This is a genomic window from Streptomyces reniochalinae (genome assembly GCF_003323735.1).
In the GTDB taxonomy this organism is placed as follows: domain Bacteria; phylum Actinomycetota; class Actinomycetes; order Streptomycetales; family Streptomycetaceae; genus Streptomyces; species Streptomyces reniochalinae.
Window position 1 is genome coordinate 181,589 of record NZ_QOIM01000040.1, and the last position, 26,088, is coordinate 207,676.

The 26,088-nt window shown below is 73.0% G+C and carries 26 protein-coding genes and 2 pseudogenes; 15 read left to right on the plus strand and 13 right to left on the minus strand.

The window, feature by feature from the left end; translation table 11 throughout:
• Positions 1 to 75: 75 nt before the first annotated feature.
• Complete coding sequence (gene lpdA / locus DQ392_RS22635; protein WP_114017528.1) at positions 76 to 1,506, minus strand: dihydrolipoyl dehydrogenase; 1,431 nt, start codon at positions 1,504 to 1,506, stop codon at positions 76 to 78.
• Between the two features lie 109 nt (positions 1,507 to 1,615).
• Here lpdA and DQ392_RS22640 point away from each other — a divergent pair, with 109 nt between their 5' ends.
• The 15 genes and pseudogenes from DQ392_RS22640 to DQ392_RS22715 form a co-directional block, all read left to right on the plus strand.
• Positions 1,616 to 2,497, plus strand: coding sequence for a LysR family transcriptional regulator (locus DQ392_RS22640; RefSeq protein ID WP_181856539.1), 882 nt, complete (start codon positions 1,616 to 1,618; stop codon positions 2,495 to 2,497).
• A 119-nt stretch (positions 2,498 to 2,616) separates the two neighbouring features.
• On the plus strand, positions 2,617 to 3,939 hold the full coding sequence (locus DQ392_RS22645; RefSeq protein WP_245981776.1) for an MFS transporter: 1,323 nt from the start codon (positions 2,617 to 2,619) through the stop codon (positions 3,937 to 3,939).
• Positions 3,940 to 4,035: 96 nt separating this feature from the next.
• Positions 4,036 to 4,218, plus strand: coding sequence for a hypothetical protein (locus DQ392_RS22650; RefSeq protein ID WP_114017531.1), 183 nt, complete (start codon positions 4,036 to 4,038; stop codon positions 4,216 to 4,218).
• Between the two features lie 73 nt (positions 4,219 to 4,291).
• Entirely contained in the window at positions 4,292 to 4,939 is a 648-nt protein-coding gene (locus tag DQ392_RS22655) for a dihydrofolate reductase family protein (RefSeq protein ID WP_114017532.1), read from the plus strand.
• Positions 4,940 to 5,426: 487 nt separating this feature from the next.
• Positions 5,427 to 6,746: an SAV2148 family HEPN domain-containing protein gene (locus DQ392_RS22660; protein ID WP_114017533.1), complete on the plus strand. Its 1,320-nt coding sequence runs from the start codon at positions 5,427 to 5,429 to the stop codon at positions 6,744 to 6,746.
• Between the two features lie 36 nt (positions 6,747 to 6,782).
• Positions 6,783 to 7,310, plus strand: a complete 528-nt coding sequence (locus DQ392_RS22665; RefSeq protein ID WP_114017534.1) for a DUF1697 domain-containing protein — start codon at positions 6,783 to 6,785, stop codon at positions 7,308 to 7,310.
• A gap of 199 nt (positions 7,311 to 7,509) precedes the next feature.
• Positions 7,510 to 8,748, plus strand: coding sequence for a S8 family peptidase (locus DQ392_RS22670; RefSeq protein ID WP_114017535.1), 1,239 nt, complete (start codon positions 7,510 to 7,512; stop codon positions 8,746 to 8,748).
• Positions 8,749 to 8,987: 239 nt separating this feature from the next.
• Positions 8,988 to 10,229: a S8 family peptidase gene (locus tag DQ392_RS22675; RefSeq protein ID WP_114017536.1), complete on the plus strand. Its 1,242-nt coding sequence runs from the start codon at positions 8,988 to 8,990 to the stop codon at positions 10,227 to 10,229.
• Positions 10,230 to 10,459: 230 nt separating this feature from the next.
• Positions 10,460 to 10,546: a putative leader peptide gene (locus tag DQ392_RS36255; protein ID WP_341483331.1), complete on the plus strand. Its 87-nt coding sequence runs from the start codon at positions 10,460 to 10,462 to the stop codon at positions 10,544 to 10,546.
• 259 nt (positions 10,547 to 10,805) lie between these two features.
• Positions 10,806 to 11,852, plus strand: coding sequence for an ABC transporter substrate-binding protein (locus tag DQ392_RS22685; protein ID WP_114017538.1), 1,047 nt, complete (start codon positions 10,806 to 10,808; stop codon positions 11,850 to 11,852).
• Positions 11,853 to 11,855: 3 nt separating this feature from the next.
• On the plus strand, positions 11,856 to 12,626 hold the full coding sequence (locus tag DQ392_RS22690; RefSeq protein ID WP_245981777.1) for an ABC transporter ATP-binding protein: 771 nt from the start codon (positions 11,856 to 11,858) through the stop codon (positions 12,624 to 12,626).
• Positions 12,623 to 13,519: a TauD/TfdA dioxygenase family protein gene (locus tag DQ392_RS22700; RefSeq protein ID WP_114017539.1), complete on the plus strand. Its 897-nt coding sequence runs from the start codon at positions 12,623 to 12,625 to the stop codon at positions 13,517 to 13,519. The genes DQ392_RS22690 and DQ392_RS22700 overlap by 4 nt, the downstream gene beginning before the upstream one ends.
• Positions 13,492 to 13,860, plus strand: a pseudogene (locus DQ392_RS22705) (winged helix-turn-helix domain-containing protein); the annotation flags it as partial. The gene DQ392_RS22700 and the pseudogene DQ392_RS22705, both read left to right, overlap by 28 nt.
• Before the next feature lie 93 nt (positions 13,861 to 13,953).
• The gene (gene ssuE / locus DQ392_RS22710; RefSeq protein WP_114017541.1) at positions 13,954 to 14,556 is read left to right on the plus strand and encodes an NADPH-dependent FMN reductase; all 603 of its coding nucleotides are present in this window, start codon (positions 13,954 to 13,956) and stop codon (positions 14,554 to 14,556) included.
• Between the two features lie 83 nt (positions 14,557 to 14,639).
• Positions 14,640 to 15,113 (plus strand): annotated as a pseudogene (locus DQ392_RS22715) (hypothetical protein); the annotation flags it as partial.
• Between the two features lie 30 nt (positions 15,114 to 15,143).
• Here DQ392_RS22715 and DQ392_RS22720 read toward each other — a convergent pair.
• The 12 genes from DQ392_RS22720 to DQ392_RS22775 all read right to left on the minus strand — a co-directional run bounded on the left by DQ392_RS22720 (position 15,144) and on the right by DQ392_RS22775 (position 25,844).
• Positions 15,144 to 15,926 carry a sirohydrochlorin chelatase gene (locus DQ392_RS22720; protein WP_114017542.1) on the minus strand — a complete coding sequence of 261 codons (783 nt, stop codon included), beginning with the start codon at positions 15,924 to 15,926 and terminating at the stop codon, positions 15,144 to 15,146.
• Complete coding sequence (locus DQ392_RS22725; protein WP_114017543.1) at positions 15,926 to 16,882, minus strand: ABC transporter permease; 957 nt, start codon at positions 16,880 to 16,882, stop codon at positions 15,926 to 15,928. The genes DQ392_RS22720 and DQ392_RS22725 overlap by 1 nt, the downstream gene beginning before the upstream one ends.
• Positions 16,869 to 17,624: an ABC transporter ATP-binding protein gene (locus DQ392_RS22730; protein WP_245981779.1), complete on the minus strand. Its 756-nt coding sequence runs from the start codon at positions 17,622 to 17,624 to the stop codon at positions 16,869 to 16,871. The genes DQ392_RS22725 and DQ392_RS22730 overlap by 14 nt, the downstream gene beginning before the upstream one ends.
• A gap of 54 nt (positions 17,625 to 17,678) precedes the next feature.
• Positions 17,679 to 18,800 carry an ABC transporter substrate-binding protein gene (locus DQ392_RS22735; RefSeq protein WP_114017545.1) on the minus strand — a complete coding sequence of 374 codons (1,122 nt, stop codon included), beginning with the start codon at positions 18,798 to 18,800 and terminating at the stop codon, positions 17,679 to 17,681.
• Between the two features lie 247 nt (positions 18,801 to 19,047).
• Positions 19,048 to 20,403: a sulfate adenylyltransferase subunit 1 gene (locus DQ392_RS22745; RefSeq protein ID WP_114017547.1), complete on the minus strand. Its 1,356-nt coding sequence runs from the start codon at positions 20,401 to 20,403 to the stop codon at positions 19,048 to 19,050.
• A gap of 2 nt (positions 20,404 to 20,405) precedes the next feature.
• Positions 20,406 to 21,341 (minus strand): sulfate adenylyltransferase subunit CysD, encoded by a 936-nt coding sequence (gene cysD / locus DQ392_RS22750; protein WP_114017548.1) that lies wholly within the window; start codon positions 21,339 to 21,341, stop codon positions 20,406 to 20,408.
• Entirely contained in the window at positions 21,338 to 21,880 is a 543-nt protein-coding gene (cysC, locus tag DQ392_RS22755; protein WP_114017549.1) for an adenylyl-sulfate kinase, read from the minus strand. The genes cysD and cysC overlap by 4 nt, the downstream gene beginning before the upstream one ends.
• Positions 21,881 to 21,909: 29 nt before the next feature.
• Positions 21,910 to 22,626 carry a phosphoadenylyl-sulfate reductase gene (locus DQ392_RS22760; RefSeq protein WP_114017550.1) on the minus strand — a complete coding sequence of 239 codons (717 nt, stop codon included), beginning with the start codon at positions 22,624 to 22,626 and terminating at the stop codon, positions 21,910 to 21,912.
• Positions 22,623 to 22,832, minus strand: coding sequence for a hypothetical protein (locus DQ392_RS22765; RefSeq protein ID WP_114017551.1), 210 nt, complete (start codon positions 22,830 to 22,832; stop codon positions 22,623 to 22,625). The genes DQ392_RS22760 and DQ392_RS22765 overlap by 4 nt, the downstream gene beginning before the upstream one ends.
• Positions 22,829 to 24,523 carry a nitrite/sulfite reductase gene (locus DQ392_RS22770; RefSeq protein WP_114017552.1) on the minus strand — a complete coding sequence of 565 codons (1,695 nt, stop codon included), beginning with the start codon at positions 24,521 to 24,523 and terminating at the stop codon, positions 22,829 to 22,831. The genes DQ392_RS22765 and DQ392_RS22770 overlap by 4 nt, the downstream gene beginning before the upstream one ends.
• 234 nt (positions 24,524 to 24,757) lie before the next feature.
• A complete protein-coding gene (locus tag DQ392_RS36010) occupies positions 24,758 to 24,841 on the minus strand; it encodes a putative leader peptide (protein WP_312000843.1) in 84 nt (27 codons plus the stop codon).
• Positions 24,842 to 25,040: 199 nt separating this feature from the next.
• Positions 25,041 to 25,844, minus strand: a complete 804-nt coding sequence (locus DQ392_RS22775) for a phosphatase PAP2 family protein (RefSeq protein ID WP_245981781.1) — start codon at positions 25,842 to 25,844, stop codon at positions 25,041 to 25,043.
• Between the last annotated feature and the right edge of the window lie 244 nt (positions 25,845 to 26,088).

Below are 26,088 nucleotides of genomic sequence, written 5' to 3' on the forward strand. Positions count from 1 at the left end.
CTGCACGCCGCGCCCCCGGTGCGCCGGCTCGTTTGCCGGGCCCGTGCGCCGTGGCACGGGCCCGTCGCGCCGGGCTCACGCGTGCTGGTGCAGGCCCCTTCCGGCCAGCGTGAGGAACGTTTCGCCGACCGCCTCGCTCAGCGTGGGGTGCGGGTGGATGTGCTGCGCGATGTCCGCGGGCGCGGCGTCCCAGGCGACGGCCAGCTGGGACTCGGCGATCATCTCGGAGACGTGCGGGCCCACCAGGTGGACGCCCAGCACCCGTCCCTCGCCGCCCTGTTCGGCGACGACCTTCACCATGCCGCCCTGGCCGTGGACCATGCCCTTGGCCGTGGCCGTCAGCGGCATCACGTTGGCGCGCACCTCGTGCCCCGCCGCGCGGGCCTCCGCCTCGCTCAGGCCCACCGAGGCGGTCTGCGGGCCGGAGTAGGTCACGCGCGGCACGGCCGCGTAGTCCACGGGGCGCGGCGCCAGGCCCGCCAGCGTCTCGGCGACGACCAGTCCTTCCGCGAACGAGGCGTGTGCCAGCCCCAGGGAGGGCGGCGGCAGCAGGTCACCGACGACGTGGATGCCGGGGACGGCCGTCTCGAAGGTGTCCCAGCGCGCGGGCGGCAGGTACCCCCGCTCGTCGGCCGTCAGCCCCGCGGCCCCGAGCCCCAGCCCGTCGGTGACCGGGACCCGCCCCACCGCGACCAGCAGCCGTTCGGCGGCGAGCGTCGTCCCCTCGCCCCTGGCCGGCCGGACGTGGGCCTCGACGCCCGGCCCGACGCGGTGCGCCTCCAGCAGCTTGGCGCCCGTCAGCACGGTGATGCCGCGTTTCTTCAGCGCGCGGGTCAGGTGGCGGCTGGTGTCCTCGTCCTCCAGGGGCAACAGCCTCCCGGCCGCCTCCACCAGCGTGACCTCGGCGCCCATGGAACGGTGGAAAGAGGCGTACTCGACACCGATCGCGCCGCCGCCCAGCACCAGCACACTGCGCGGCAGGCCAGGAGCGAAGAGGGCGTCGTCGCTGGTGACGATGTGCGCCCCGTCGGGATCGAGCCCGGGCAACGTCCGCGGCCTGGAGCCGGTCGCCAGCACGAGACCGCGCCGCGCCGTCCACCGCTGATCTGCCCCGTGCGCCGTGGTGGTGACGTCGACGTCGCGTGGACCGGCCAGCGTGGCGGTTCCCCGCACCACGGTGACGCCGGCCTCGACCAGCTGTCCCTCCACGCCCTTGTGGTTGCGCGAGACGATGTCGTCCCTGGTGGCGACGAGCGCGTCCCAGTCGACGCTGTCCAGCGTCGCCTTCACGCCCCACCTCTCGCGGGCCTCGGAGACCCCGTCGACCAGTTCGGCGGCGTGCAGCATCGCCTTGCTCGGCACGCAGCCCCGGTGCAGACAGGTGCCCCCGACCAGATCCCGCTCGATCAATGCGACGTCCAGGCCGAGGTGCGCGGCGCGAAGGGCCGTGCTGTAGCCGCCCGTTCCACCGCCGATGACGATCACATCTGTGCTGTTCCCGCTCATGGGGCCAAGCCTGGTCTCCGGCTGGCAGATGAGTCCAACGCAATGCTTCTATGGAGGCGATGAACAGCGCTCATGAACAGGCGGGGGGCGGCTGGTGAGTCTGCGGCAGATGGAATACCTCGTCACGGTCGTCGAGGAGACGTCCTTCACCCGCGCCGCCGAGGCCCTGCACGTGACGCAGTCGGCGCTCTCGCACCAGATCAAGGCTCTGGAGCGCGAGGTGGGCGGCCCGCTGCTGGAGCGGCTGCCGCGCGGGGTGCGGCTCACGCCCATGGGGCGGGCGTTCCTCCCCGACGCCGAACTGGCCGTCCGCAGCGCCCGGCAGGCCCGCCGCGCCGCGCGGGCCGCGGCCGGGTCCTGCGGTGGCGAACTCCAGATCGCGACCGTGCACGGTCTGGCCGTCGGTGTCCTGACGGACGCGGTCGCGCGGATGCGGCGGCTGCACCCCGCCGTGGAGCTGCGGCTGCGCGAGTACGTGACGGAGGACGAGCTCCGTGAGCGGATGGCCCGCGGGATCGCCGACCTCGCCGTCGGCTACCAGCTGCCCGACTGGCCGGGCCCCTCCTGGGAGGTCGGCGAGGAGAAGGTGGTGCTCGTCGTCCCGCCCGGCGATCCGCTGCGCGGGCGTGCGCGAGACGGCGGCGAGCCGGTGCGCCTGGAGGAGCTGGCCGGCCGCGGCTGGGTGCGGTGCGGGATGGAGCCGTGGATCGAGGGGCAGCAGTTCCTCGACCGGGTCTGCGGACAGGCGGGGTTCGTTCCGCTCACCGCCGTGCGCGTCGAGCATCCCACGACGGCCGCGCGCGTGGCCGCCGCGGGCGCGGGCGTCTGCCTGGTCTCCGCCCACCTGGCGACCTCGCTGGTTCCGGCGGACCAGCTGGTCGGTGTCGGACCGCCCTGGCGCCGCCCGGTGACGGCCTTTTGCCGCTCCGAGCCGACGGGCGCCGCGCACGCCTTCCTCCGCCTGCTGACCGAGGGGCGGCCGCTCGCGTAGCGGCGTCGCTGGACGGGCGGAACACCCCGGCGTGTCATGCGAACGTACGTACCCGCCCGGGGCCATTTCGTGCGTCCTGTGCGTGCCGGGGCGTGATCCACGCGGGTTAGCGTCGGGCGATGGCTGGAGCACTGGTGACGACATACCGCACGGTGATCGGCCTGGGAGGGGGGCCACTCCTGCCCGCCGTCTCGTTCCTGGGACGGCTGCCGACCGCGATGTGCCAGCTCGGCTCGCTGCTGCTGGTGGCACGTACCAGCGGCAGCCTCGCCACCGCAGGTCTGGTGGGGGGCGCGTTGGCGGCTGGACAGACGGCGGGCGGGCCCGTGGTCGGGCGACTGGCCGACCGGCTTGGACAGCGTCCGGTCGTGCTGGTCGCCGCCCTCCTGAACGCGTGCGCCGTCACCGGCCTCGTCACCGGCGCGCTCGGCCACGCGCCGACCGCGGGCCTTGTGGCGCTCGGCGTCCTCGTCGGACTGAGCGTGCCGCAGGTGGGCCCGCTGTCGCGCTCCCGCATGGTCGCGCTCGCCCGGCGCGGGGGAGCGGACGAGCGCACGGTATCGGGGGTGCTGTCACTGGAAGGCACCCTGGACGAGACCTCGTTCGTGCTGGGTCCCGCGCTGGTGGGAATCGCCGCGACGGTGGCGCACCCCGCGGTGGCGCTCGGCCTGGCGGCGGCGCTGCTCGCGGCGTGCGGCGTCGCGTTCGCGCTGCATCCGACGGCGCGGGCCGTCGCACCGGCGCGCGGGGGCCGCGTGGGCGCCCTTCCCCTTGGCGGCGGCCTCCGAGTCCCCCGGCCCGCGGGCAGCGGCCGGCCGGGTGCCGGGGCCGGGCGTGGGGAGAGGCACCGGCGGCGCGGAACCGTCTACGCGCTGCGGGCCTCCGCCGCGTTGCAGGGCGCCATGTTCGGGGCCTGCCAGGCGGGCATCACGGCGCTCACCGAGGAACTGGGCGCCCCCGGCCAGTCGGGGCTGGTCTACGCCGCCATGGGCGTGATGAGTGCCGTGGTCGGGCTCGCCATGGCTTCGGTGCCACCCGCCGTGACGCTCACGGCCCGGTGGCGTGCGGCGACCTGTGCCGCCCTGGTGCTGGCCCTGCCGCTGCTGGTGGTGCACAGCCTGGGGTGGCTGTACCTCGTGGTGGTGATCCTCGGCAGCGCGTACGCCCCGCACCTGATCACGCTGTTCTCCCTCACGGAGCGGGTGGTGCCCGCCTCCCGGATGGGCGAGTCGATGGCGTTCATGACCAGTGGCGTCATCGGCGGACAGGCCCTCGCCCTGATGGCCGCGGGCCCTGTGGCCGAGGGGTACGGTCCCGGCGCCGCCTTCGGGATCGCGGTGGGCACCGCCGCCGCGGCGTGCGCGCTCGCCTGGGCGGCTCGTCCTGAGAGGGCGCGGGACGGGCACGGCGGCGCGCTCGCGCCCGCCTCGTCGGCCGGGTGACCGCGCCGGGAGGCGCGCATGTCCTGTGATGGCGAAGTGAGCCGTATGCGGCGCGCCGGTCCGGGAGTTCGATGGCGCGCCGGTCCGTGGGGTTCGATGGTGCGCCGGTCCGGGGTGGGAGGCGGCCGCGCCTGGGGCGAGGACCGGCTGACGCGCAGGGGGTGGGCGCCGTACACCGGCGGGACGCTGGTGAACCACGCCATCGAGTACGGGCGGGATCTGACCCGGCCGGAGCGGACGGACGAGATCGCGCTGATGCCGCGGTCACCGCTGCGATGACTTTTCCCGTTCCCGCGGGTCTACCCTTCCGACAACGATGATCACAGATCACCGAAGGGGAGCAGGTGGCACCGTGACGCAGTTGCTGCGGGTCCAGAACTTCACCGTCTCGAGTGACGGATTCGGCGCGGGCGAGGGGCAGAGCCTGGAGCGGCCCTTCGGCCACGCCGATCCGATGAGCTTGATGAGCTGGGCCGGCGCCACGGCCAGCTGGAAGATGCGCACGGAGCCGGGAGGCAGCCGCGGCCTGGACGACTACTTCATCCGTGACTACGACCACAACATCGGCGCCGAGATCATGGGACGCAACAAGTTCGGTCCGCAGCGCGGCCCCTGGGAGAACGAGGAGTGGCAGGGCTGGTGGGGCGACGAGCCCCCCTTCCACACCCCGGTCTTCGTCATGACCCACCACACCCGCCCGTCCTTCACCTTGTCGGACACGACCTTCCATTTCGTCGACGACGACCCCGCCAAGGTCCTGGAGGGGGCGAAGGAGTCGGCCCAGGGCAAGGACGTCCGCGTGGGTGGCGGCGCCACGACGATCCGCGCCTTCCTGGAGGCGGACCTGGTGGACACCTTGCACGTGGTGGTGGCCCCGTCGATCACGCTCGGCTCCGGTGCCAGGCTGTGGGAGTCCCCGGACGAGCTGACCGACCGCTTCCACCTCGACGTGGTCCCGAGCCCGAGCGGGGTGGTGCACCACCTGTTCTGGCGGAAGTGACGCGCCGAGAACTGTTCAGGACTCGACCCACCATGTGGCTGCTTCCTGCCCGGGGCGCCGAGGTGGACATGGGGCGGGGCGATGACGCGGCCGGCGCTCGGACCGAGCCGACGGCGGCGCCCGGGCCTGCTGGGAGTCGTGGGGCCTGGGGATCAGCGGTGAATTCCCCGTGCCGGTCGTGTCGGCGCGGTAGCGCGGAGCGTCCCCGAGGCGGTAGTACGGGGCCTTGTCGGTGCGTTGTCCCGTACCCGGAAGGAGTACGCGCGCCCCGGCAGGGCCCGCACAGGAGTGTCTCGGCCCCGTCGCGACGCCGCTGCGGGTTCGCCTCTGCGGCGGACCAGCGGGGGCCCGGCCGTCTCCTGAGCCCGTGCGCGCGTACGGGCACCCGAAGTTGACAGGGGTTACGGGTGCGGCTGTGAGAGGGCCGCAGTAGTCTTCCTTGATCGAACAGCGGGGGTCGGACCGGGGTGCGGAAGGCGGTGCGCAGTTGGGCTCGGGAGGGTACGAACTCCCCCCAGGTGACGGCGGTGAGGGGCCGGACGGTGGCGGAGCCGCCGCCCAGGACGGGACGGCCGACGACCCGCCGGGCGGTTGGGAAACGGGTGTGCCGCCCAGGAGCGGGCTGGGGGAGGCCGGGCTCCAGCCGGGCGCCGTTCCGCTGGCCCGCCCCATGGAGATCGGCGCGGACGTGGGGTGGGACGAGAACGACTGGGCGCAGGTCCGCACCAGGGCGCAGCGCGCCGGGCGCGCCTACGTGTGGCTGAATCTGGTCGAACAGCGGATGCGCGCGGTCGTCTCCGCCGTGCTGCGGCCGATCTACGAGCCGGTGCACGGCGAGGAGTGGGTCATCGCCGCCGCGGGCCCCGCGGGGCAGGAGTGGGTGCAGCGGGCCGTCGCCGTGCGGGAGGTCAGCCGCCGCAAGGGCTATCTGCTCGATCCGGCGGACGACACCCTCATCTCCTTCCTCACCCTGCCGCAGCTGCGCGAGCTGATGGTGCAGCACTGGCCCTGCTTCGAGCCGTACTTCGCCGACCGCAGGGAGGTGGAGCTGGCGCTGGACGAGCTGGAGGTCGCCCGCAGCGCGGTGGCACGCAACCGCGCGCTGTCCGAGACGGTGCTCGCGCAGGCCGAACGGATGTGCCGCAGGCTGCTGGAGGTGCTGGGCGCGGCCCCGCGGGGCGCCGCCTCGGTGGAGAGGCTGCCCGTGGACGCCGTCGAGGAGCTGGTCGGAGACCGGTTCGCGGACGTGGTCGGTGTCCACGCCGATCGCGTACGGCTGCAACGCCAGCTGCCCGCGGAGGACCTGTTCGCCGGGGCGCGCAGGCTGGACGCCATCGGCATCGGGCTCAACCTGCTGGTGCAGAACTACAGCGGGCGGCGGCTCGTACGACTGGCCGAGGCAGGATGCCGGGTGCGGCTGCTGTTCATGAACCCGGCGAGCAGCGCGCTGCGGCGCAGGGAGCGGGAGCTGGGCCTCAAGAAGGGCGAGTTGGCCCGCTCGGTGGAGACCAACATCCTGCACATGCGGCGGGTGCGCTCGCGGCTGCGGGACGCCGGCGCGTTCGAGATCCACGTCTTCGACGAGACCCCGCGCTTCAGCGCCTACCTGGTCGACGGCGACGGTTCCGACGGTCTGGCCGTCGTCCAGTCCTATCTGCGCCACTCGCGCGGCATGGAGACCCCGGCGTTCGTCCTGCGCGGCCCGGGCCGCCACGTGTCCGGCGACTACGACGTGGAGGGGGCGCTCTTCCCGCTCTACCGAGAGGAGTTCGACCACTTCTGGGCGGACTCCCGTCCCGTCTCGTAGCCCCACGCAACCGCTACGGCACATACGGTGTACGGCATGACGAGGTATGCCGCGCTGTTGCGAGGGGTCAATGTCGGGGGGCACAACAAGGTGCCCATGGCCGAGCTGCGCACGGTCATGGCCGAACTCGGGTGGGGTGACGCGCGCACCTACCTGCAGAGCGGCAACGCGGTGTTCACCGCGGACGAGGAGGACCCGCGCCCCGTCCTGGAGCGGGCCGTCGCCGAGCGGTTCGGCGTGGAGGTGCCCGCCCTGGTGCGGACGGGCGAGGAGTTGCGGGCCGTCGCGGCGGCCTGCCCCCTCCCCGTCGCGGAGCTGGATCCGGCCAAGCTGCTGGTGCTGTTCATCGAGGAGGAGCCGGCCGCCGACCACTTCGCGGGGCTGGACGCGGACGCCTTCGCACCCGAGGAGTACCGGCACGTGGGACGTGCCGTCTACTGTCACTTCCCGCACGGGATGGGCCGCAGCAAACTGGTGCCCGCGCTGGAGGGCGTGCGGCCCCGGCTGACCATGACGGGGCGCAACTGGCGCACGGTCCAGCGCCTCATCGAGCTGACCAGCTGAGTCACCGCGCCCGGAGGGCCGGCGCGGATGCCGGGCAGTGGTCGCGGGGCTTGGCGGGCGCGTGGGGCGGCTGTCCCTCGGCGGTGTTGCGTCTGTCACAGAACGACATGCCACTTGAGCCGTACACGGCAATCCGACAAGGATTCGACCGGTCCGACACCGGATCGGTCAGCCGCCATCAGCGAAAGGCTCACTGGGCATGCCACTTCACGGCGCACGGAACACCAGACGACGGATATCCCTCGCGCTCGGCGCGGCGCTCGCGGTCGCGGGCGGGGCGACACTGCTCACCCTGCCCGCCGGCGCGGGTGCTCCCGAGGAGGGCACCGTCCTGGGCGCGGACGCCGAAGGTGCCGTCAAGGGCAGCTACATCGTGGTGCTCGACAAGGGCGCCGGGGCCGCCAGGGCGCAGGCGGCCACGGAGGCGAAGAGCCTCACCGACGAGTACGGCGGCACGGTCGAGCACACCTATCACGCGGCGCTGACCGGCTACGCGGCCGAGGGGCTCAGCGCGCAGGGGGCGCGGCGCCTCGCGGCGGACGACAAGGTCGCCAAGGTCGTGCAGGTGCGGCGGATCCGCGCGCAGGCCACCCAGACGGACCCGCCCTCCTGGGGACAGGACCGCGTCGACCAGGCGGCGACGAAACCGGACGGCAAGTACACCTACCCCGACAGCGCGGGCGCCGGCGTCACGGCCTACGTCGTCGACAGCGGTATCCGCGTCAGCCACCAGGACTTCGGCGGCCGCGCAGCGAACGGCTACGACGTGGTGGACGACGACACGATTGCGCAGGACGGGGCCAACCACGGCACCCACGTGGCAGGCACCATCGCGGGCACGAAGTACGGCATCGCCAAGAAGGCCGATCTGGTGGCCGTGCGCATCCTCGGCGACGACAACAAGGGCACCACGGCCGCCGCCGTCGCGGGCATCGACTGGATGATCGAGGACCACGGGGGCGAGGACGGCCCCGCGGTCGCCAACATGAGCATCGGCGGCTTCAAGGACTACGCGCTCGACGAGGCGGTGGAGCGCGCCGTCGACGCCGGTATCACCTGCGTGGTCGCGGCGGGCAACTACAGCAACGACGCGAGCGATGCCTCCCCGGCGCGCGTCCCCGAGGCCCTCACCGTGGCGGCGAGCGACCAGGACGACGAGCAGACGGACTTCTCCAGCTACGGCAAGAGCGTCGACCTCTACGCGCCCGGCATCGACGTCGTCTCCGCCAGCAACAAGAGCGACACCGCCTCCATGGCCGGATACGGCACCTCCATGGCCACCCCGCACGTCACGGGAGCCGCGGCGCTCTACCTGAGTGAGCACAAGACGGCCACCCCCGCGCAGGTCGCCACCGCGCTGACGGACGGGGCGACGAAGGACGCCATCGCCAACCCCGGCGCCGGCACGCCGAACCGGCTGCTGCGCGTGCCCAAGTAGCCCGTCCCTGTGAGCGGTTGGCGGACACGTAGCGGTCCTGAACCGGCCACGTCCGCCCTCGCTCGGAACACCGACCGCACCACCAGCCTCACCCGTTGCGTGTGTCACACCCGCACGGAGAACTTGAGCTGCGCGCGCCAATCCGACAGGGTTTCGAACCAGTCGGCGACGGCCCGGCGCCCCACTCGCGGGCGCTGGACCGTCACCCCCCACACGACACCAGGAGAGGCGCTCCCCGCATGGCAACGCACGTGGCCCGCAACACCAAACGCCGGATATCCCTCGCGATCGGAGCGGCCGTCGCCCTCGCGGGCGGCGCCACCCTCCTCACCCTCCCGGCGGGCGCGGCACCCGCCGAGGCCACCGTCGTCGGGGCCGGCTCCCACGACGCCGTCAAGGGCAGCTACATCGTGCTTTTGAAGAACGGCGGCTCCGCGCACGGCAAGACCTCCGCCACCCGCGTCGAGAGCGCGGGCAAGGGCCTGGCCGACGAGTACGGCGGCAAGGTCGCGCGCACCTACCGCTCAGCCGTCCACGGCTTCAACGCCACCGGTATGAGTGCACAGGAGGCCAGGCGCCTCGCCGCCGACGACCAGGTCGCCCAGGTCTTCCAGAACCAGCGCATCACCACCACGGCCACCACCCAGAAGAACCCGCGTTCCTGGGGTCTGGATCGCGTCGACCAGAAGTCGGGGAAGCTGAACAAGACCTACACCTACCCCTCGGGCGCGGGGGCCGGGGTGACCGCGTACGTCATCGACACCGGCGTGCGCATCAGCCACAAGGACTTCGGCGGCCGTGCCTCCTACGGCTACGACGCCGTCGACGAGGACAAGACCGCCCAGGACGGCAACGGCCACGGCACCCATGTCGCGGGAACCGTCGCGGGCACCGAGTACGGCGTCGCGAAGAAGGCCGACATCGTGGCCGTACGCGTGCTGGACGACGAGGGCTCCGGCACCACCGCGCTGGCCGTGGCGGGCGTCGACTGGGTCACCGAGCACCACAAAGGCCCCTCCGTCGCGAACATGAGCCTGGGCGGCAACAAGGACGCGGCCCTCGACGCCGCCGTACAGCGCTCGATCTCCTCCGGCGTCAGCTACGCCGTCTCGGCCGGAAACGAGGGCGCCGACGCCTCCACCTCCTCGCCGGCCCGGGTGCCCGAGGCGCTGACCGTGGCCGCCTCGGACAAGAAGGACGCGCAGGCGGAGTTCTCCAACCACGGCAAGCTCGTCGACCTCTTCGCCCCCGGAGTCGACATCGTCTCCGCGAGCAACAAGAGCGACACCGGCACCGCCACCATGTCGGGTACCTCCATGGCCTCCCCGCACGTGGCCGGAGCCGCCGCCGTCTACCTGAGCGGCCACAAGGGCGCCACCCCGGCACAGGTGACCGCGGCACTCACCAAGGGCGCCACCGCCGCAGCGGTGACCGATCCGGCCAAGGGGACGACCGACAAGCTCCTCCGCGTGGTCAAGTGACCGCCTTTCACGGTCAATTGTGAGCTCCTTCTGTGCGTAACCCCGGTTTTCCGGGTAAGCGCAACACCAGGCCCGCCGTGCCCTCCCCCCACGGGGCACGGCGGGCCTTCGCCGTGCCGGGACCCTCACGGCGCCACCCGGCCGCCGCGCACACGCCCGCGCGCGGTTCATACGGACTTAACACGGCGCCCGTTGACGCCCCCGCGGCGCGGCTGGCAGGCTCACATGCCGTGAGCCAGTACCGGAACCTCGTAGCGCGCCTGCACGTCGACCTGCGACGTCACGCCAGCGCCCTGTGTGCCCCCGCCTGCGCCTGACGCGCGCCCGCAGCTCACCTCTTCCCTCCTCGCCGACGGCGGCGGACCCCCGCACGCCCCACGTCCGCCACGGCCCCCGCGCCGCGTAAGGCCCCGCACGCCCAGCCGGCCGGGCCGCGCCGGGCCAGGGCCCGCACGGACACGTCCGCACCGCGAGTGACAGCCATGCCCCAAGGACCGTGCGCCCGACGCGGACGGCCCACACCCGGCACGGAACGTCCGCGCGCCGTCGCACACCGCAACGCAACGGAAGGCACCCGTGCGCCCTCACCAGCTCCGCAGACGGGAGTTCCTCGCCCTCACCGGCCTGACGACCCTCGCCGCCGCCACCACGGCAGGCTGCGGGCGCGCCTCCGGCAGGTCCCGCGTCCCCGCCGACACGCTGCGCTACCAGGGCTGGGCCGGGACCGTCACCCCGGCCGAACTCGCCGAGGACCTCGGCTACCTGCCAGGTCTCACCCTCAAGTGGGTCGGCAACACCACCAGCGGCCCTCAGGACATCCAGGCGGCCGCCGCCGGTGACACCGACTTCGGCGGCGCGTTCAACGGCGCCGTCGTCAAGATGGCCGCAGCCAAGGCACCGGTGAAGGCCGTCATCAGCTACTACGGCGTCGACGAGGAGCGCTACAGCGGCTTCTACGTCCTCAAGGACAGCGCCCTGCACTCGGCCCGCGACCTGATCGGCAAGCGAGTCGCGATGAACACCCTCGGCGCCCACGCGGAAGCCGTGCTCGACACCTACCTCGCCCGCGAGGGCCTCCACCCGGACGAGGCCGCCCGGGTGGAGCGCCTCGCCCTGCCGCCCGTCAACACCGAACAGGCGCTGCGCCAGGGACAGGTCCACGTCGCCGTCCTCACCGACATCCTGCGCGACAAGGCACGCGAACGCGGCGGCATCCGCGCCCTCTTGGACGACCACCGGCTGCTGGGCTCCTTCAGCGCCGGCACCTACGTGATGGCCGACCGCTACCTGGAAGCCCACCCGCGGCAGGCACGCGCCTTCGTGACCGGCGTCGGACGGGCGCTCAAGTGGTCGCGGCGCACCCCGCGCGAGGAGGTCGTCGAGCGGATGGTGCGCATCGTGCGGCGCCGCGACCGCAGTGAGGACACCGAACCGCTGCGCTACTGGCGCTCCTACGGCGTCGCGGGCCGCGCGGGGCGGATCGCCCCCGACGAGCTGTCGCTGTGGGCCCGCTGGCTGGAGCGGCGCGGCGACATCGCACCCGGCCGGGTGCACGTTCCCGACCTCTACACCAACGCCTACAACCACACCGCAGAACCGCACCGCGACCGCTCCGGGAGCTGACCCATGCCCTCCTCCCTCACCCCGAAGATCCGCTTCGAGCACGTCGGGAAGACCTTCCCCCTCCGAAGCGCACGCACGGCACGGACCGCCCCCGAGCGCTTCACCGCGCTCCAGGACATCGACCTGGACATCGCTCCGGGCGAGTTCAGCGTCCTGGTCGGCCCGAGCGGCTGCGGCAAGTCCACCCTCCTCGACCTGCTGGGCGGGCTCACCCACCCCACCCGCGGCCGTGTCCTGCTGGACGGCGCACCCGTCACAGGCCCCGGACGCGACCGTGGCACCGTCTTCCAGAGCTACGCGCTGCTGCCGTGGCGCACCGCGCGCGGCAACGTCGAGTTCGGTCTGGAGGCGGGCGGCACGCCGCGCCGCGAGCGCGCGGAGAAAGCCGCCGAGTACCTCTGCCTGGTGGGCCTCGACGGGTTCGCCGACCGGCACCCGCACGAGCTGTCGGGCGGCATGCGCCAGCGCGTCGCCCTCGCACGGAGCCTCGCCTGCGACCCCGACGTCCTGCTGATGGACGAGCCGTTCGCCGCGCTCGACGCGCAGACCCGCGAATCCCTCCAGGACGAACTGCTGCGCGTGTGGCGGCGCACCGGCAAGACCGTCGTCTTCATCACCCACAGCATCGACGAGGCCGCAGATGTACGCCGGCATCCTCACCGTCTCCGCGCTCGGCGTCGCCTTCAACCAGCTTCTCGTCGCGCTGGAGCGCCGCTTCACCTCGTGGCGCACCGCCTGACCCCGCCGCTCACCGAAAGGAACCCCCTCCCATGACCAGCTTCGACATCCGCCGCGTCGGCGGCCGTATCGGCGCCGAAGTCCTCGGCGTTGACCTGTCCGAGCCGCTCGCCCCCCACCTCGTCGAGGAGATCACCTCCGCCCTCCTCGCCCACAAGGCGCTCTTCTTCCGCGACCAGAGCCTCGACGACGCCGACCAGATCCGCTTCGCCTCCCTCTTCGGCGAACTGACCACCGCCCACCCCACCGTGCCCTCCGTGGCCGGACAGCCCCACATCCTGCCCGTCGACGGCGAGGAGGGCGTACGCGCCAACCGGTGGCACACGGATGTCACCTTCGTGCGCACCCCGCCCGCGGTCAGCACGCTGCGCAGCCTCGTCGTCCCGCCCTACGGCGGGAACACGCTGGTGGCCAACGCGGCGGCCGCCTACGCCGACCTGCCCGAAGTGCTGCGCGCGTTCGCCGACCGGCTCTGGGCCGTCCACACCAACGACCACGACTACGCCGAACCGAAGAACCAGGCGGCGGCCGAGCGGCGCAAGGTGTTCACCGCGCGCCGCTGGCAGACCGCGCACCCCGTGGTGCGCGTCCACCCCGTCAGCGGCGAACGCGGTCTGTTCATCGGCGGGTTCGCCCAGCGCCTCGTCGGGCTGGGCACCGAGGAGTCCCGCGACCTGCTGCGGATCCTCCAGTCCTACGTCACCCGTCCCGAGAACACCGTGCGGTGGGCCTGGGCACCCGGCGACCTCGTGCTGTTCGACAACCGCATCACCCAGCACTACGCCCCCGACGACTACGGCGACCTGCCCAGGCGGCTGCACCGGGTGACCGTCGCCGGTGACGTGCCCGTCGGTGTGGACGGCGCGCTCAGCCACGTCGTCGAGGGCGACGAGGCCGGCCACTACACCCCCGCGGCGGCCTCCCGATGACCGCCGGGGCCGCCGTCCTCGCCGAGAGCCCGCCGCGCGTGCTGCGGCTGCCCGCCGCCGAGGGCATCCGCGTCGACCGCGAGCGGCGCACCGTCCACGTCGACGGTACCGAAATCGACCTCACCTACCTGGAGTTCGAGCTGCTGGCGCACTTCGTGGAACAGCCGCACCGGGTGCACACCCGGGTGCAGCTCGTCAGCGGAGTGTGGGGGTACGGGGAGCACGTCGGGGACGGGCGGACCGTCGACGTCCACGTCGCCCGGCTGCGGCGCAAGCTCGGAGCGCGCTACCGCGCCCGCATCGTGACGGTGCGGCGCGTCGGCTACAAGTACACGCCGTAGCCTCCCCCGCCCGCACCCACACCGTTCTCCCGGGGCCACACGCCCCGTGCGCCCCGGGAGAACGGGCCGACCAGGACCGACCAAGGACCCCACATGGCACTCATCCTCACCCTCGCGGGCAGCCCCTCACCCTCCAGCCGCACGGAGCGGCTGCTGCGCGAGGTGGGCACACGGCTGGGCCGCGAGGGCGGACACGAGATACGGCACCTCGCCGTGCGCGACCTGCCGGCAGCGCCGCTCCTGGCCGCCGACCACACCCACCCCGCACTCCGCGAGGCGCTCGCGGCCGTCGCGGCCGCGGACGCCGTCGTGATCGGCACTCCCGTCTACAAGGCGGCCTACAGCGGCCTGCTCAAGACCTTCCTCGACGTCCTTACGCGCACCGCGCTGCACGGCAAGGAACTGCTGCCGCTGCTGACCGGCGGCAGCCGCGCACACGTGCTGGCGCTGGACTACGCGCTGTGTCCGGTCCTGGCCGCGCTGGGCGGCCACGCCCAGCTGAGGGGCCGCTTCGTGCTGGACGAGCACCTCGTCACCGAGCCCGGGGACGCGGCCGACGGCGGCGCCGGTGGTCTCGGCGGTGTCGGCGGTGTCCGGCTCAGCGGCGAGGCGGAGGCGGGGGTGGCCGCAGCCGTCGCCGAAGCCCTCGCCGCACGAGAACGGCACAGCGCCCGGGCCGTTCCGGCGGTGGCGTGAAGTAGACCGCCGTCCCCGGCGCCCGCGTGCGACAGGCCGCCCGCCGTCCCACCGCCGCGTGCGACAGGCCGCAGAACCGGCCCTCGCAGCTGGCCTGGGCCGAGGCGGAACGGCTGCTGGAGGGCTCCAGCCCGGAAGCCGTGCCGCGGGCCCAACAGGGCCTGCGCCGCAGCGAGTCCGAGGGCCAGCAGCGCATGCTGGCCCTGCACGGCGGGGCGCTTCCCAGCGCCCCCGGACCCGGTCGAGCAGGGGGCACCCGGGCCGACCTGGAGATCCACCCGGGGCTGTGGGCGGGCATCGGGCTGGTGCGCGGCGGCGCGGGCACGGCCCTGGTCGGCAGCCACGAGGAGGTCGCCGACCTGATCGCCCGGTACCGCGAGGCGGGCATCGAGGAGTTCGTCCTCTCCGGCTACCCGCACCTGGAAGAGGTCTACTGGTTCGGCGAGAACGTACTCCCACTGGTACGCCGCCGGGCGGCGCGGGCACCGGGTCCAGCCGTGGGGGTGGGGACGTCTACGGGCCGGCCGGATCGCCGAAGCCGGCGGCGACACACCTGAGCCGGATCGACCGCCGGTGGAGGGTGAGCCCTACGCCGCCGAGGCGGCGAGGTCGTGGGCCGGCGTGGTGGCCCGGTAGCGTTCGAGCACGACCCGGGCCACTTCCGGCGCGGGGCCCAGGACGGGGGCCAGGATGTCGGCGCCGGCCTCCCGGGCGCCGGTGGCGATGCGGTCGGGGAGGCGGCCGGGGGCCAGGACGTACGGTGCCACCGCCACCCGGCGCGCTCCCGCCGCGCGCAGGTCCCGTACGGCGTCGGCCGTGCGGGGCGCCGAGGCGGAGGCGAACGCAGGCCGCACGGCACACCAACCGGTGGTACGCCGCCACTCCCGCGCGATTGCTGCGATCACTGCGCTCGCCTCCGGGTCAGAGGAACCGGCCGCCGCCAGGACGACGCCGGTGAAGGGCGCGTCACCGGGCGCCACCCCGGCCGCGCGCAACCGCCGCTCCAGGGCGACGGTCAGTGCGGGGTGCGGGCCCAGGACGTCCGCCTGGCGGACGGTCAGGCCCGGCAGGGACGCGCTCTCCTCGGCCAGCACCCCGGGGATGTCGGTCTTGGCGTGGAAGGCGCGGGTCAGCAGCAGCGGGACGGCGACGACCTGCCGGGCGCCCGCCGCGTGCAGCGACCGCAGCGCGGTCCCCACCGACGGCGTGTCGAAGTCGAGGTATCCCACCGCGACCGGCAGCCCCGGCGCGCGCCGCCGCACGCGGGCGGTGAGTGCGGCGACCGTGGCGGCGTGCCGCGGGTCGCGGCTGCCGTGCGCGATCAGCAGCAGTGCGGGGGAGGCGGGGGTGAGGGGTGTGGCACGTGACATCAGCGCAGCAGCCCCCGGTGGCGCAGGACGCGCCGTTCGACGGGCGCGAAGACGAGGAGTTCGATGCCGATGCCCACCAGCAGGATGAGCAGGATGGCGCCCAGTACGAGTGGCATGTCCTGGTAGGAGCGGCCGGTGTCCAGCAGCCGGCCGAGGCCCACGCCCAGCTCGGGTGAGGTGGCGATCAGTTCGGCCGCCATCAGGGACCGCCAGGAGAACGCCCAGCCCTGTTTGAGCCCCGCGATGTAGCCGGGCAGTGCGGCGGGCAGCAGTACGTGGCGGACGCCGCGCAGCCCTCGGGCGCCGATCACCTTGCCCGCGCGCAGGTGCAGCGGGTCGATCCGGTCGACGCCGGCGACCAGGCCGTTGGCGATGGAGGGGACGGCGCCCAGCAGTACGACGGCGTAGATGGTGGCGTTCGTCAGCCCGAACCAGATGATCGCCGCCGGCACCCACGCGACCGAGGGCAGCGACTGGAGTCCGGAGAGGATCGGACCGATCGCCGCGCGCACCGGCCGCACCCTGGCGACCAGCAGCCCCAGCGGCGTCCCGGCCACGAGGGCGACGCCGAAGCCCAGCGCCCCACGGGAGACGCTCTGCCAGACGACGCCGAGGATCGTGCCCTTGTACCACTCCTCGGCCAGCGCGTCCCACACCATCAGCGGGCCGGGCAGCTGGTAGTCGGGCTTGAGGTCGAGCGCGAACGCCGCCTGCCACAGCGCCAGGACCAGCACGACGGCCAGCACCGGCGGCAGTACCTTGTGCCGCAGCGCTTCCCCGAGGGCGGGGCGTGCCGTTGCGTGGGTGTCCAGCGCGTCGAGCCCGGCCTCCAGGCCGGCCAGGTCGCTGCCGGGCGCCGGGGTCTCGCGCGCGGCCGTGGTGGCCGCCGCGCTGGTGGCCCGTTCGTCGTCGGGTCGCGGCTCTGTGGTCGCCGGCTGTGTCTCAGTGCTGGCCATGGCGGCGGATCTCCCCCCGGAGCTGTTCGGTGATCTCGACGGACAGCGCGGCGACGTCCGCGTCCTCGATACGGCGCGGGTGCGGGATGCCGACCTCCCACTGTCTGGCGACGCGTCCCGGCCGGGAGGAGAGCAGCACGACGCGCTCGGCGAGCCGTACGGCCTCGCGGACGTTGTGCGTGACGAAGAGCACGGCGACGTTCGTCTCGGACCAGACGCGGGTCAGCTCCTCGTGGAGGACGTCGCGGGTGATGGCGTCCAGCGCGGCGAACGGCTCGTCCATCAGCAGCAGCCGGCTGTCCTGCGCCAGCGCCCTGGCGAGCGCGACCCGCTGCCGCATGCCGCCGGACAGCTCGTGGACGCGCTTGGTGTACGCGCCTCGCAGCCGGACGAGCCGTAGCAGCCGTTCGGCCTCGTCGGTGCGGTCCGCTCTGGGCATGCCGCGCATCTTCAGGGCCAGTTCGATGTTCTTGCCCGCGGTCAGCCACGGGAAGAGCGCGTGCTCCTGGAACATCAGTGCCGGGCGTCCGCCGGGCACCTCGATGGTGCCGGTGGTGGGAGCGTCGAGGCCCGCCACGAGGTTGAGCAGGGTGCTCTTGCCGCAGCCCGAGGCGCCGAGCAGGGTGACGAACTCTCCGGGGGCCACGTCGACGCTGATGTCGTCGAGTACCTGCTGCGGGCCGAACGACTTGGTCACGTGCGTGAGGCGGGCGGCGGTGCCGGCCGCTGTGGTCACGGTCACTGGTTCACCTCCTTCTCGTAGGGGGCTCAGGCTTCTCGGAGGGGCTCAGGGGGATCAGGGGCGGCCGAGACCGGCGTCGGTCACGGCGGGACGGCCCTCGCTCCTGAGGACTCGGTTGAGCGGGGCGAGGTCGTAGACCCCGGCCAGTTGCGGCGTCTCCAGCAGCCCGGCCGCGTCGGCGTGTTCCGCCTGTTTCCGCAACGTGGCGGCCAGCGGGTCGTCCGTCACCTCGATCCGCCGGAAGGCCGCGTCGAGTACGTCGCGGGGCAGCGGCTTGCCCGCGTCGCGTCGCAGGGCGTCGTTGACGTACTTCTTCGCGGTGCCGGGGTGGGAGCGGATCCACGCGTTGGTCCGCACCGAGCCGCGCAGCACGGCCTCGACCGCGTCGGGGTGTTCGTCGAGGAAGTCCTTTCGCACCACCAGGTTGGTGGTGACGAACTTCCCCTCCTTCCACAGCTTCTCCTCGTCGAGCAGGACCTTCCCGCCTTCCGCCACCAGCCTGGAGGCGGTCGGTTCGGGGACCCACGCGCCGTCGATGCCGCCCTGCCGGAAGGTGGTGGGGATCTCCTTGTTGTCCTGCCGCAGCACCGAGGTGGCGCCCCTGCCGGTCTCCGGGTCGACGTCGATGCCTTTGCTCCGCAGGTGGTGCAGCAGCGCCACGTCCTGTGTGTTGCCCAACTGGGGTGTGGCGAGCGTCTTGCCCCTCAGGTCGTCGGGCGAGGCCACCTTCTCCGGGTCAACGACCAGGGAGGCGCCGCCCGAGGTCGCGCCCGAGACGATCCGCAGGTTCTTCCCGCCCGACTGCACCCACCCGTTGACGGCGGAGGAGGGGCCGACCCAGGTCATGTCGACGGCCTTCGCGTTGAGCGCTTCGATGGCGGAGGGCCCGGCGTCGAAGACCTGGGTGGAGACCTTCGTGCCGCCCAGCTCCCGCGGTATCGGGCCGCCGGAGCGCAGCCCCACCAGGGGGGTGGCGTGGGTGACGTTGGGGAAGTACCCGAGCTTCACCTCGTCGAGCCCGTCGATCTTCTCGCCGCCCGCGGGCGCGGGGTCACCACTGACGACGGCCTTCGACCCGTACCCGCAGCCCGCCGCCAGGAGCAGTGCCCACAGTGCGGCGAGAGCCGCCGGGGTCCGGCGGGAAGGGCGTGGTGGCAGGGCTCGGATGCGGGGCACTGAGGTGTCCTCTCAGGGGGCGGGTGCGGGGCGGCCTCCGCGCGGTGTCCGGGGATTGCCGGACCTCACGGACGGCGGGCGGTGAGCGTGGCGTACGGGGGCGTACGCACCTCACCGTGCACATCGCCCCACTCCGCCCTGTCCGCTGCCGCGTGCGCCGCTGCCGATGCGGCCACCGGTCTGGTCGAAGGTCGAGAAGGCCTCGTGCGACATGCCCGGAGCGCCCATGGTGTGCGGACCCCCGGTCCTAGAAGTCCCAGCCCTCGTCGTCGGCGGCCGTGGCCACCGGGGAGTCCGCGTCGGCGAAGGCATCGCCCGCCATGCCGGCGGTGAGGGTGCTGCCGTCGGAGGGGTCGACGAGGAGGAAGGATCCGGTGCGGCGGGAGCGGGCGTAGGGGTCGAGGGGCAGGGGTTCGGCGGTGCGCAGGACGACGCGGCCGATGTCGTTGGCCACCAGCTGTCCCGGCGCGGGGTGCTGGGAGAGGTCGGCCAGGGTGAGACGCGAGGGGATGTCCTCGACCCGCGCCTTGACGGTGCGCGTGGCGACCTTGAGCAGGACGCGGGCGCCGGGGACCAGGGGCGTGTCGTGGAGGTGGCAGACGGTGGCGGTCACGTCCTGGCTCGGTACCAGGTCCGCCTCGCTGGGGGCGAGCACGTCGCCGCGGGAGATGTCGAGGTCGTCGGCCAGGCGGAGGGTGACCGACTGGGGCGCCCAGGCCGTCGCGACCGCCTGGCCGAGGTTGTCGATCGCGGTGATCGTGGAGGTCTGCCCCGACGGGTGGACGGTGACCCGGTCGCCGACGCGCAGCACCCCCGAGGCGATCTGCCCTGCGTAGCCCCGGTAGTCGGGGTGCTCGGCGGTCTGCGGTCTGATGACGTACTGGACGGGGAAGCGGGCCGCGTCGTCGGTGGGGTCGTGAGTGACCTGCACGGTCTCCAGGTGTTCGAGGACGGTGGGCCCCGAGTACCAGTCCATGTGCGCCGAGGCGTCCACGACGTTGTCGCCCTCGAGCGCGGAGATGGGGATGGCCGTCACCTCCGGCACCCCGAGCGAGGTGGCGTAGGCGGAGAACGCGTCGGCGATTGCGGCGAAGACGCTCTCCTGGTAGTCGACCAGGTCCATCTTGTTGACGGCGAGGACGACGTGCGGGACGCGCAGCAGCGCGGCCACGGCGGCGTGGCGGCGGGTCTGCTCCACCACGCCGTTGCGCGCGTCCACCAGGACGACGGCCAGCTCGGCGGTGGAGGCGCCGGTGACCATGTTGCGGGTGTACTGCACGTGCCCCGGGGTGTCCGCGAGGATGAACCGCCGCTTGGGCGTGGCGAAGTAGCGGTAGGCCACGTCGATGGTGATGCCCTGCTCCCGCTCGGCCCGCAGGCCGTCGGTCAGCAGCGCCAGGTCGGGTGCTTCTTGGCCGCGCTCCCGTGAGGCGCGGGAGACGGCCTCCAACTGGTCGGTGAGCACCGACTTGGAGTCGTGCAGCAGGCGGCCCACCAGGGTGGACTTGCCGTCGTCGACGCTGCCGGCGGTGGCGAAGCGCAGCAGCGACGTCGTCGCCGTGGCCGCGGTTCCCAGCGCTTCGCTGTCCAGTGTTCCGGTCATGGTCAGAAGTAGCCTTCCCGCTTGCGGTCTTCCATCGCGGCTTCGGAGAGCTTGTCGTCGGCCCGGGTGGCTCCGCGCTCGGTCAGCCGGGAGACGGCGATCTCCGCGATCACCTTCTCGACCGTGTCCGCGTCCGAGTCGACGGCGCCCGTGCAGGACATGTCACCGACCGTGCGGTAGCGCACCTGCCGCCGCTCGACCCGTTCGCCGTCCTTGGGGCCGCCCCACTCGCCGGGCGCCAGCCACATGCCGGAGCGGGAGAAGACCTCACGCTCGTGCGCGTAGTAGATCGCCGGGAGCTCGATCTTCTCCCGCGCGATGTACTGCCACACATCCAGCTCGGTCCAGTTCGAGAGCGGGAAGACGCGTACGTGCTCACCCGGGGCGTGCCGGCCGTTGTAGAGCTGCCACAGCTCGGGACGCTGGCGCCTGGGGTCCCAGCCGCCGAACTCGTCCCGCAGCGAGAACACCCGCTCTTTGGCGCGCGCCTTCTCCTCGTCCCGGCGGCCGCCGCCGAAGACGGCGTCGAACCGGCCCGCGGAGATGGCCTCCAGCAGCGGCACGGTCTGAAGCGGGTTCCGCGTCCCGTCGGGGCGCTCGCGCAGCGTGCCGGCGTCGATGTACTCCTGCACCGAGGCCACGTGCAGCCGCAGCCCGTTGCTCGCCACGGCGCGGTCCCTGTACTCCAGCACCTCGGGGAAGTTGTGTCCGGTGTCCACGTGCAGCAGCCCGAACGGCACCGGCGCCGGCGCGAACGCCTTGAGCGCCAGGTGCAGCATCAGGATCGAGTCCTTGCCGCCCGAGAAGAGGATCACGGGGCGCTCGAACTCTCCCGCGACCTCCCGGAATATGTGCACCGCCTCCGACTCCAGGGCGTCGAGATGCGAGAGCGCGAACGGGTTGTCGGTCTCTTCCGGTACGGTCACCGCCGTCGTCACAGCAGTCCCCTCTCCCTCAGCAACGTGTGCAGTGCCGTGGCCGACTCGGTGACGCTCCGGCCGTCGGTCTCCAGCCGCAGATCCGGGCTCTCGGGCTCCTCGTACGGGTCGTCCACGCCGGTCAGCCCGGTCAGTTCGCCGGCCGCCTGTTTCGCGTACAGGCCCTTCACGTCCCGCTGGGAGCACACCCGCAGCGACGTGGCGACGTGCACCTCGACGTACGGCGTGCCCTCGGCGGCGTGGCGCTTGGCTACGGCCTCGCGGCTGTCGGCGTACGGGGCGATGACGGGCACCAGCACGGTCACGCCGTGCGAGGCCAGCAACTCGGCGACGAAGCCGATGCGCTGCACGTTGGTGTCCCGCTCCGCGCGGGAGAAGCCGAGACCCGCGGAGAGGAAGGTGCGGATCTCGTCGCCGTCCAGCACCTCGACCCGCCGGCCCTCGCCGCGCAGCCGCTCGGCCAGCGCGGTGGCGATCGTCGTCTTGCCCGCGCTCGGCAGGCCGGTCAGCCACACGGTGGCGCCGCTTCCCCCGCTCATCACGCTCCCCTGCTCTTGTCGGTCATCCGTCATCCGTGCAGCCCGCACTCGGTCTTGCCGCGCCCGGCCCACCGGCCCGCGCGCGCGTCCTCGCCCTCCAGCACGCGGCGGGTGCACGGCGCGCAGCCGATGGAGGCGTAGCCGTCGCCCAGCAGCGGGTTGGTCAGGACGCCGTGTTCGGCGACGTAGTCGTCCACCTCCCGCTGACTCCAGCGGGCGATGGGGGAGATCTTGACCTTTCCGCGCTTGCCGTCCCAGCCGACGACCGGGGTGTTCGCGCGGGTCGGCGACTCGTCGCGGCGCAGCCCGGTGGCCCACGCGTCGTACGCGCGCAGCCCCTCCTCCAGCGGCCGCACCTTGCGCAGCGCGCAGCACAGGTCCGGGTCGCGGTCGTGCAGCCGGGGGCCGTACTCGGCGTCCTGCTCGGCCACCGACTGGCGCGGCGTGAGGGTGTGGACCTCCACGTCCATGACGGCCTCGACGGCGTCGCGGGTGCCGAGGGTCTCGGGGAAGTGGTAGCCGGTGTCGAGGAAGACGACGCGGACGCCGGGCAAGACGCGCGAGGCGAGGTGCGCGACGACGGCGTCCTCCATGGAGGAGGTCACGCAGAAGCGGTGGCCGAAGGTGTCGGCGGCCCAGCGCAGGATGTCCAGCGCGTCGGCGTCCTCCAGATCGCGGCCCGCCTGTCCGGCCAGCTCCTCCAGCTCCTCGGCGGAGCGCTGCGCGGGTATGTGCGCGATGCTCATGGGGTGGGGTCCTCTCCGTGTACCGACCGCAGCCCGGAGGCCAGCAGCCCCAGGAACTTCAGACGGAAGGCGCGGTTGCAGGCGGCGCACTCCCAGGCCGCGCCCTGCCCCGGGGCGGTCGCCTCCTCGCTGGGCCGCAGGTCCTCGTCACCGCAGTAGGGGCAGTGGAACGGCGCGGCCCTCTCCCCGCCTTCGGCCGAGCTCATTTCAGGTCCCCCTCGTCGGCACGCGCGGCCCACTGGGCGAACCGTTCGCCGTCCTCGCGCTGGTCCTGGAAGGCGCGCAGCACCCGTTCGATGTAGTCGGGGAGCTGGTCCGCTGTCACCTTCAGGCCGCGCACCTTGCGGCCGAAGCCGGGCTCCATGCCCAGCGAGCCCCCCAGGTGCACCTGGTAGCCCTCGACCTGGTTGCCGTCGGCCCCGGTGAGCAACTGGCCCTTCAGGCCGATGTCGGCGACCTGGATGCGGGCGCAGGAGTTGGGGCAGCCGTTGAGGTTGATGGTGACGGGCTGGTCGAAGTCGGGGAGGCGGCGCTCCAGTTCGTCGATGAGCCAGGAGCCGCGGCCCTTGGTCTCGACGATGGCCAGCTTGCAGAACTCGATCCCGGTGCAGGCCATCGTGCCCCGCCTGAAGGGGGAGGGCCGGGTCGTCAGGTCGAGCGCCTCCAGCCCGTCGGCCAGCGAGGCCACCTGGTCCTGCTCGACGTCCAGCACGAGCATCTTCTGTTCGGCCGTGGTGCGCACCCGTCCCGAGCCGTGGGCCTCGGCCAGGTCGGCGATCTTGCTGAGCGTGGCGCCGTCCACGCGGCCCACCCGGGGGGCGAAGCCCAGGTAGTAGCGGCCGTCCTTCTGCCGGTGGACGCCGATGTGGTCGCGCCACTGCTGCGGAGGCTGCTCGGGCGCCGGGCCGTCGAGCAGCTCGCGCCCCAGGTACTCGTCCTCAAGCACCTGCCGGAACCTGTCCGCGCCCCAGTCCGCGAGGAGGAACTTCAGCCGGGCGCGGTTGCGCAGCCGCCGGTAGCCGTAGTCGCGGAAGATCCCCGTGACGCCCTCGTGGACGTCGGCGACCTCCTCCAGCGGCACCCACGCGCCCAGCCGCACCCCCAGCTTGGGGTTGGTGGACAGCGCGCCGCCCACCCACACGTCGAAGCCGGGCCCGTGCTCGGGGTGGTGGACACCGACGAAGGCCACGTCGTTGATCTCGTGCGCCACGTCCAGCAGTGGCGATCCGGAGACGGCCGTCTTGAACTTGCGGGGCAGGTTCGAGTAGGCGGGGTTGCCGATGACCCGGCGGTGGATCTCCTCGATGGCCGGGGTGCCGTCGATGATCTCGTCGGCGGCGATGCCGGCGACGGGCGAGCCGAGGATGACGCGCGGGACGTCGCCGCAGGCCTCGGTGGTGGACAGCCCCACGCCCTCCAGACGCCGCCAGATCTCTGGCATGTCCTCGACGCGGATCCAGTGGAACTGGACGTTCTGACGGTCGGTGATGTCGGCGGTGCCGCGCGCGAACTCCTGCGAGATGTCGCCGATGACGCGCAGTTGCCCGGTGGTCAGCCGGCCGCCGTCGATGCGGACGCGGAGCATGAAGTACTCGTCGTCCAGCTCCTCCGGCTCCAGCACGGCGGTCTTGCCGCCGCTGATGCCCGGTTTGCGCTGGGTGTAGAGGCCCCACCAGCGCATCCGGCCGCGCAGGTCGGCGCCGTCGATGGAGGCGAAACCGCCCTTGGCGTAGATCGTCTCAATGCGTGTCCGCACATTGAGACCGTCGTCGTCCTTCTTGGTCTGCTCGTTGCCGTTCAGCGGGGTGAAGTGGCCTGCGGCCCACTGCCCTTCGCCGCGGTGGCGTCCCGCCTTGCGGCGGGCGGGGGCTGGGGGGCGCTCGGAGGTGTCGGCCATGGCTCAGATCCTTCGGGCAGGGGGCGCGGGCACACGCGTGACGGGTGCGATCGGGTACGACGACGGGCCGGACCCGGCGCGCGGTGGCGGACCACCACGCGGGAAGCGCCCGTACGCGGGGGATGCGGCGACGCCGTCCGGAGGCTGCGCCCGCGACGGTGAGGGCGGTGGCCGGGGCCCGGCCGAGGGGGAAGGCGTCGGAAGAAAGGTGTCGATACGGCGGTGCTGTGACTGTCAGCCCGCCGGACAGATGGCGCTGGACACGCGAACGAGGTCGACGTGACGTCGACTCACCAAGGCGATTCCAGCGCGAGACATGACCGAAGCGTCGCACGCCCGTCAGACGCCAGTCCACTGCCATCCGGATGATGGACAAAAACATACCGAATGATGAGACCAGGGAGTGCTGCTCCGTTGCGGTCCTGCTCAGGACGTGTCGCGTTCTCGCCGCCCGCCCGGCTGTGTGGCGGGCGGGCGCGGCCGCCCGCACACGACCGGAACCCGATCGGGGGCCGGTTCAGTGCGCAGACGTGCGGCGTGCGGTGCGGGCGGGCCACCCGGCTGCGGCATACCAGACCAGAGCCGCGCACACGAAGGCGGTCGCCGCGGTGACGAGCGACCTTGTCAGGGCACCAGGCCACATCGCGGAAGCGAGGGCGACGGCCGACGCCAGCGCCAGGGTGACGGCGGGCAGCGCGCGGGGACTCCGCGTGGTGCTCGGCGTGGCGGCCGGCGGCAGGAGCCATGTGGCGAGGCTGTAGCAGGCGCAGGCCAGCAGCGTGGCTCCCAGCACTTCGCTGGGCCGGTGGCCGCCGAGGACCGCGCTGGCGGCGGAGATGCAGGACAGCCACAACACGCCGGTGGCGACGGCATAGGGGCGGACGCGGGGGGAGGCCACGAGGGCGGCGGCGAGGGTCAGCGCGGCGGGGATGGCCGTGTGACCGCTGGGGAAACCCTGGTCGAGGAGGTTCGGGGGTGCACCCAGCAGGTCGGGCCGGGGAAGCGCCGACGCCAGTACCTCCTTACCTCCCGTCGTGCAGATGACCACCCCGAGCGCCGCGCACCCCTGCCACCAGCACCGCCGAACCAGAGTGACGGCCGCGACGACGACCAAGCCCACCAGCAGGGTGGCTTCGGCGCTCGATTCCAACGGCGGCAGGGGTATGGAGCCGTACTCCGCTCCGGACAGGGGGTAGATCCAAGCGGCCGCGCGTTTCTCGCCGAGGTCGAACAGCAGGTTCTCGGCTCGTTGCCCCCAGGGGGTGCAGACGGCGAGGAGGTAGACCGCCAGAAAGCCCAGGCTGTGCAGCGCAGTCGGCATCCAGGGCCGTGGCGTGCGCGGCGCGCCGGGGTCGAAGGGGGCCTCCGGTGTTTCCTCCGAAGTCCCCGCAGAGCGTGGGTGCAGGGGCGGAGAGGGGTGCTCGGGCATCGTGGTCCTGTTCCTGGGAAAGTACTGTCACGGGCACACGTCCCGGGGTGCGACCGGGCCGCCGGTCCCGGTCGGTGGCGCCCACCGGGGCGCTCTGCTCGACGAGTGCCTGCCCCCGTTGGCGCTGGACGGCGTA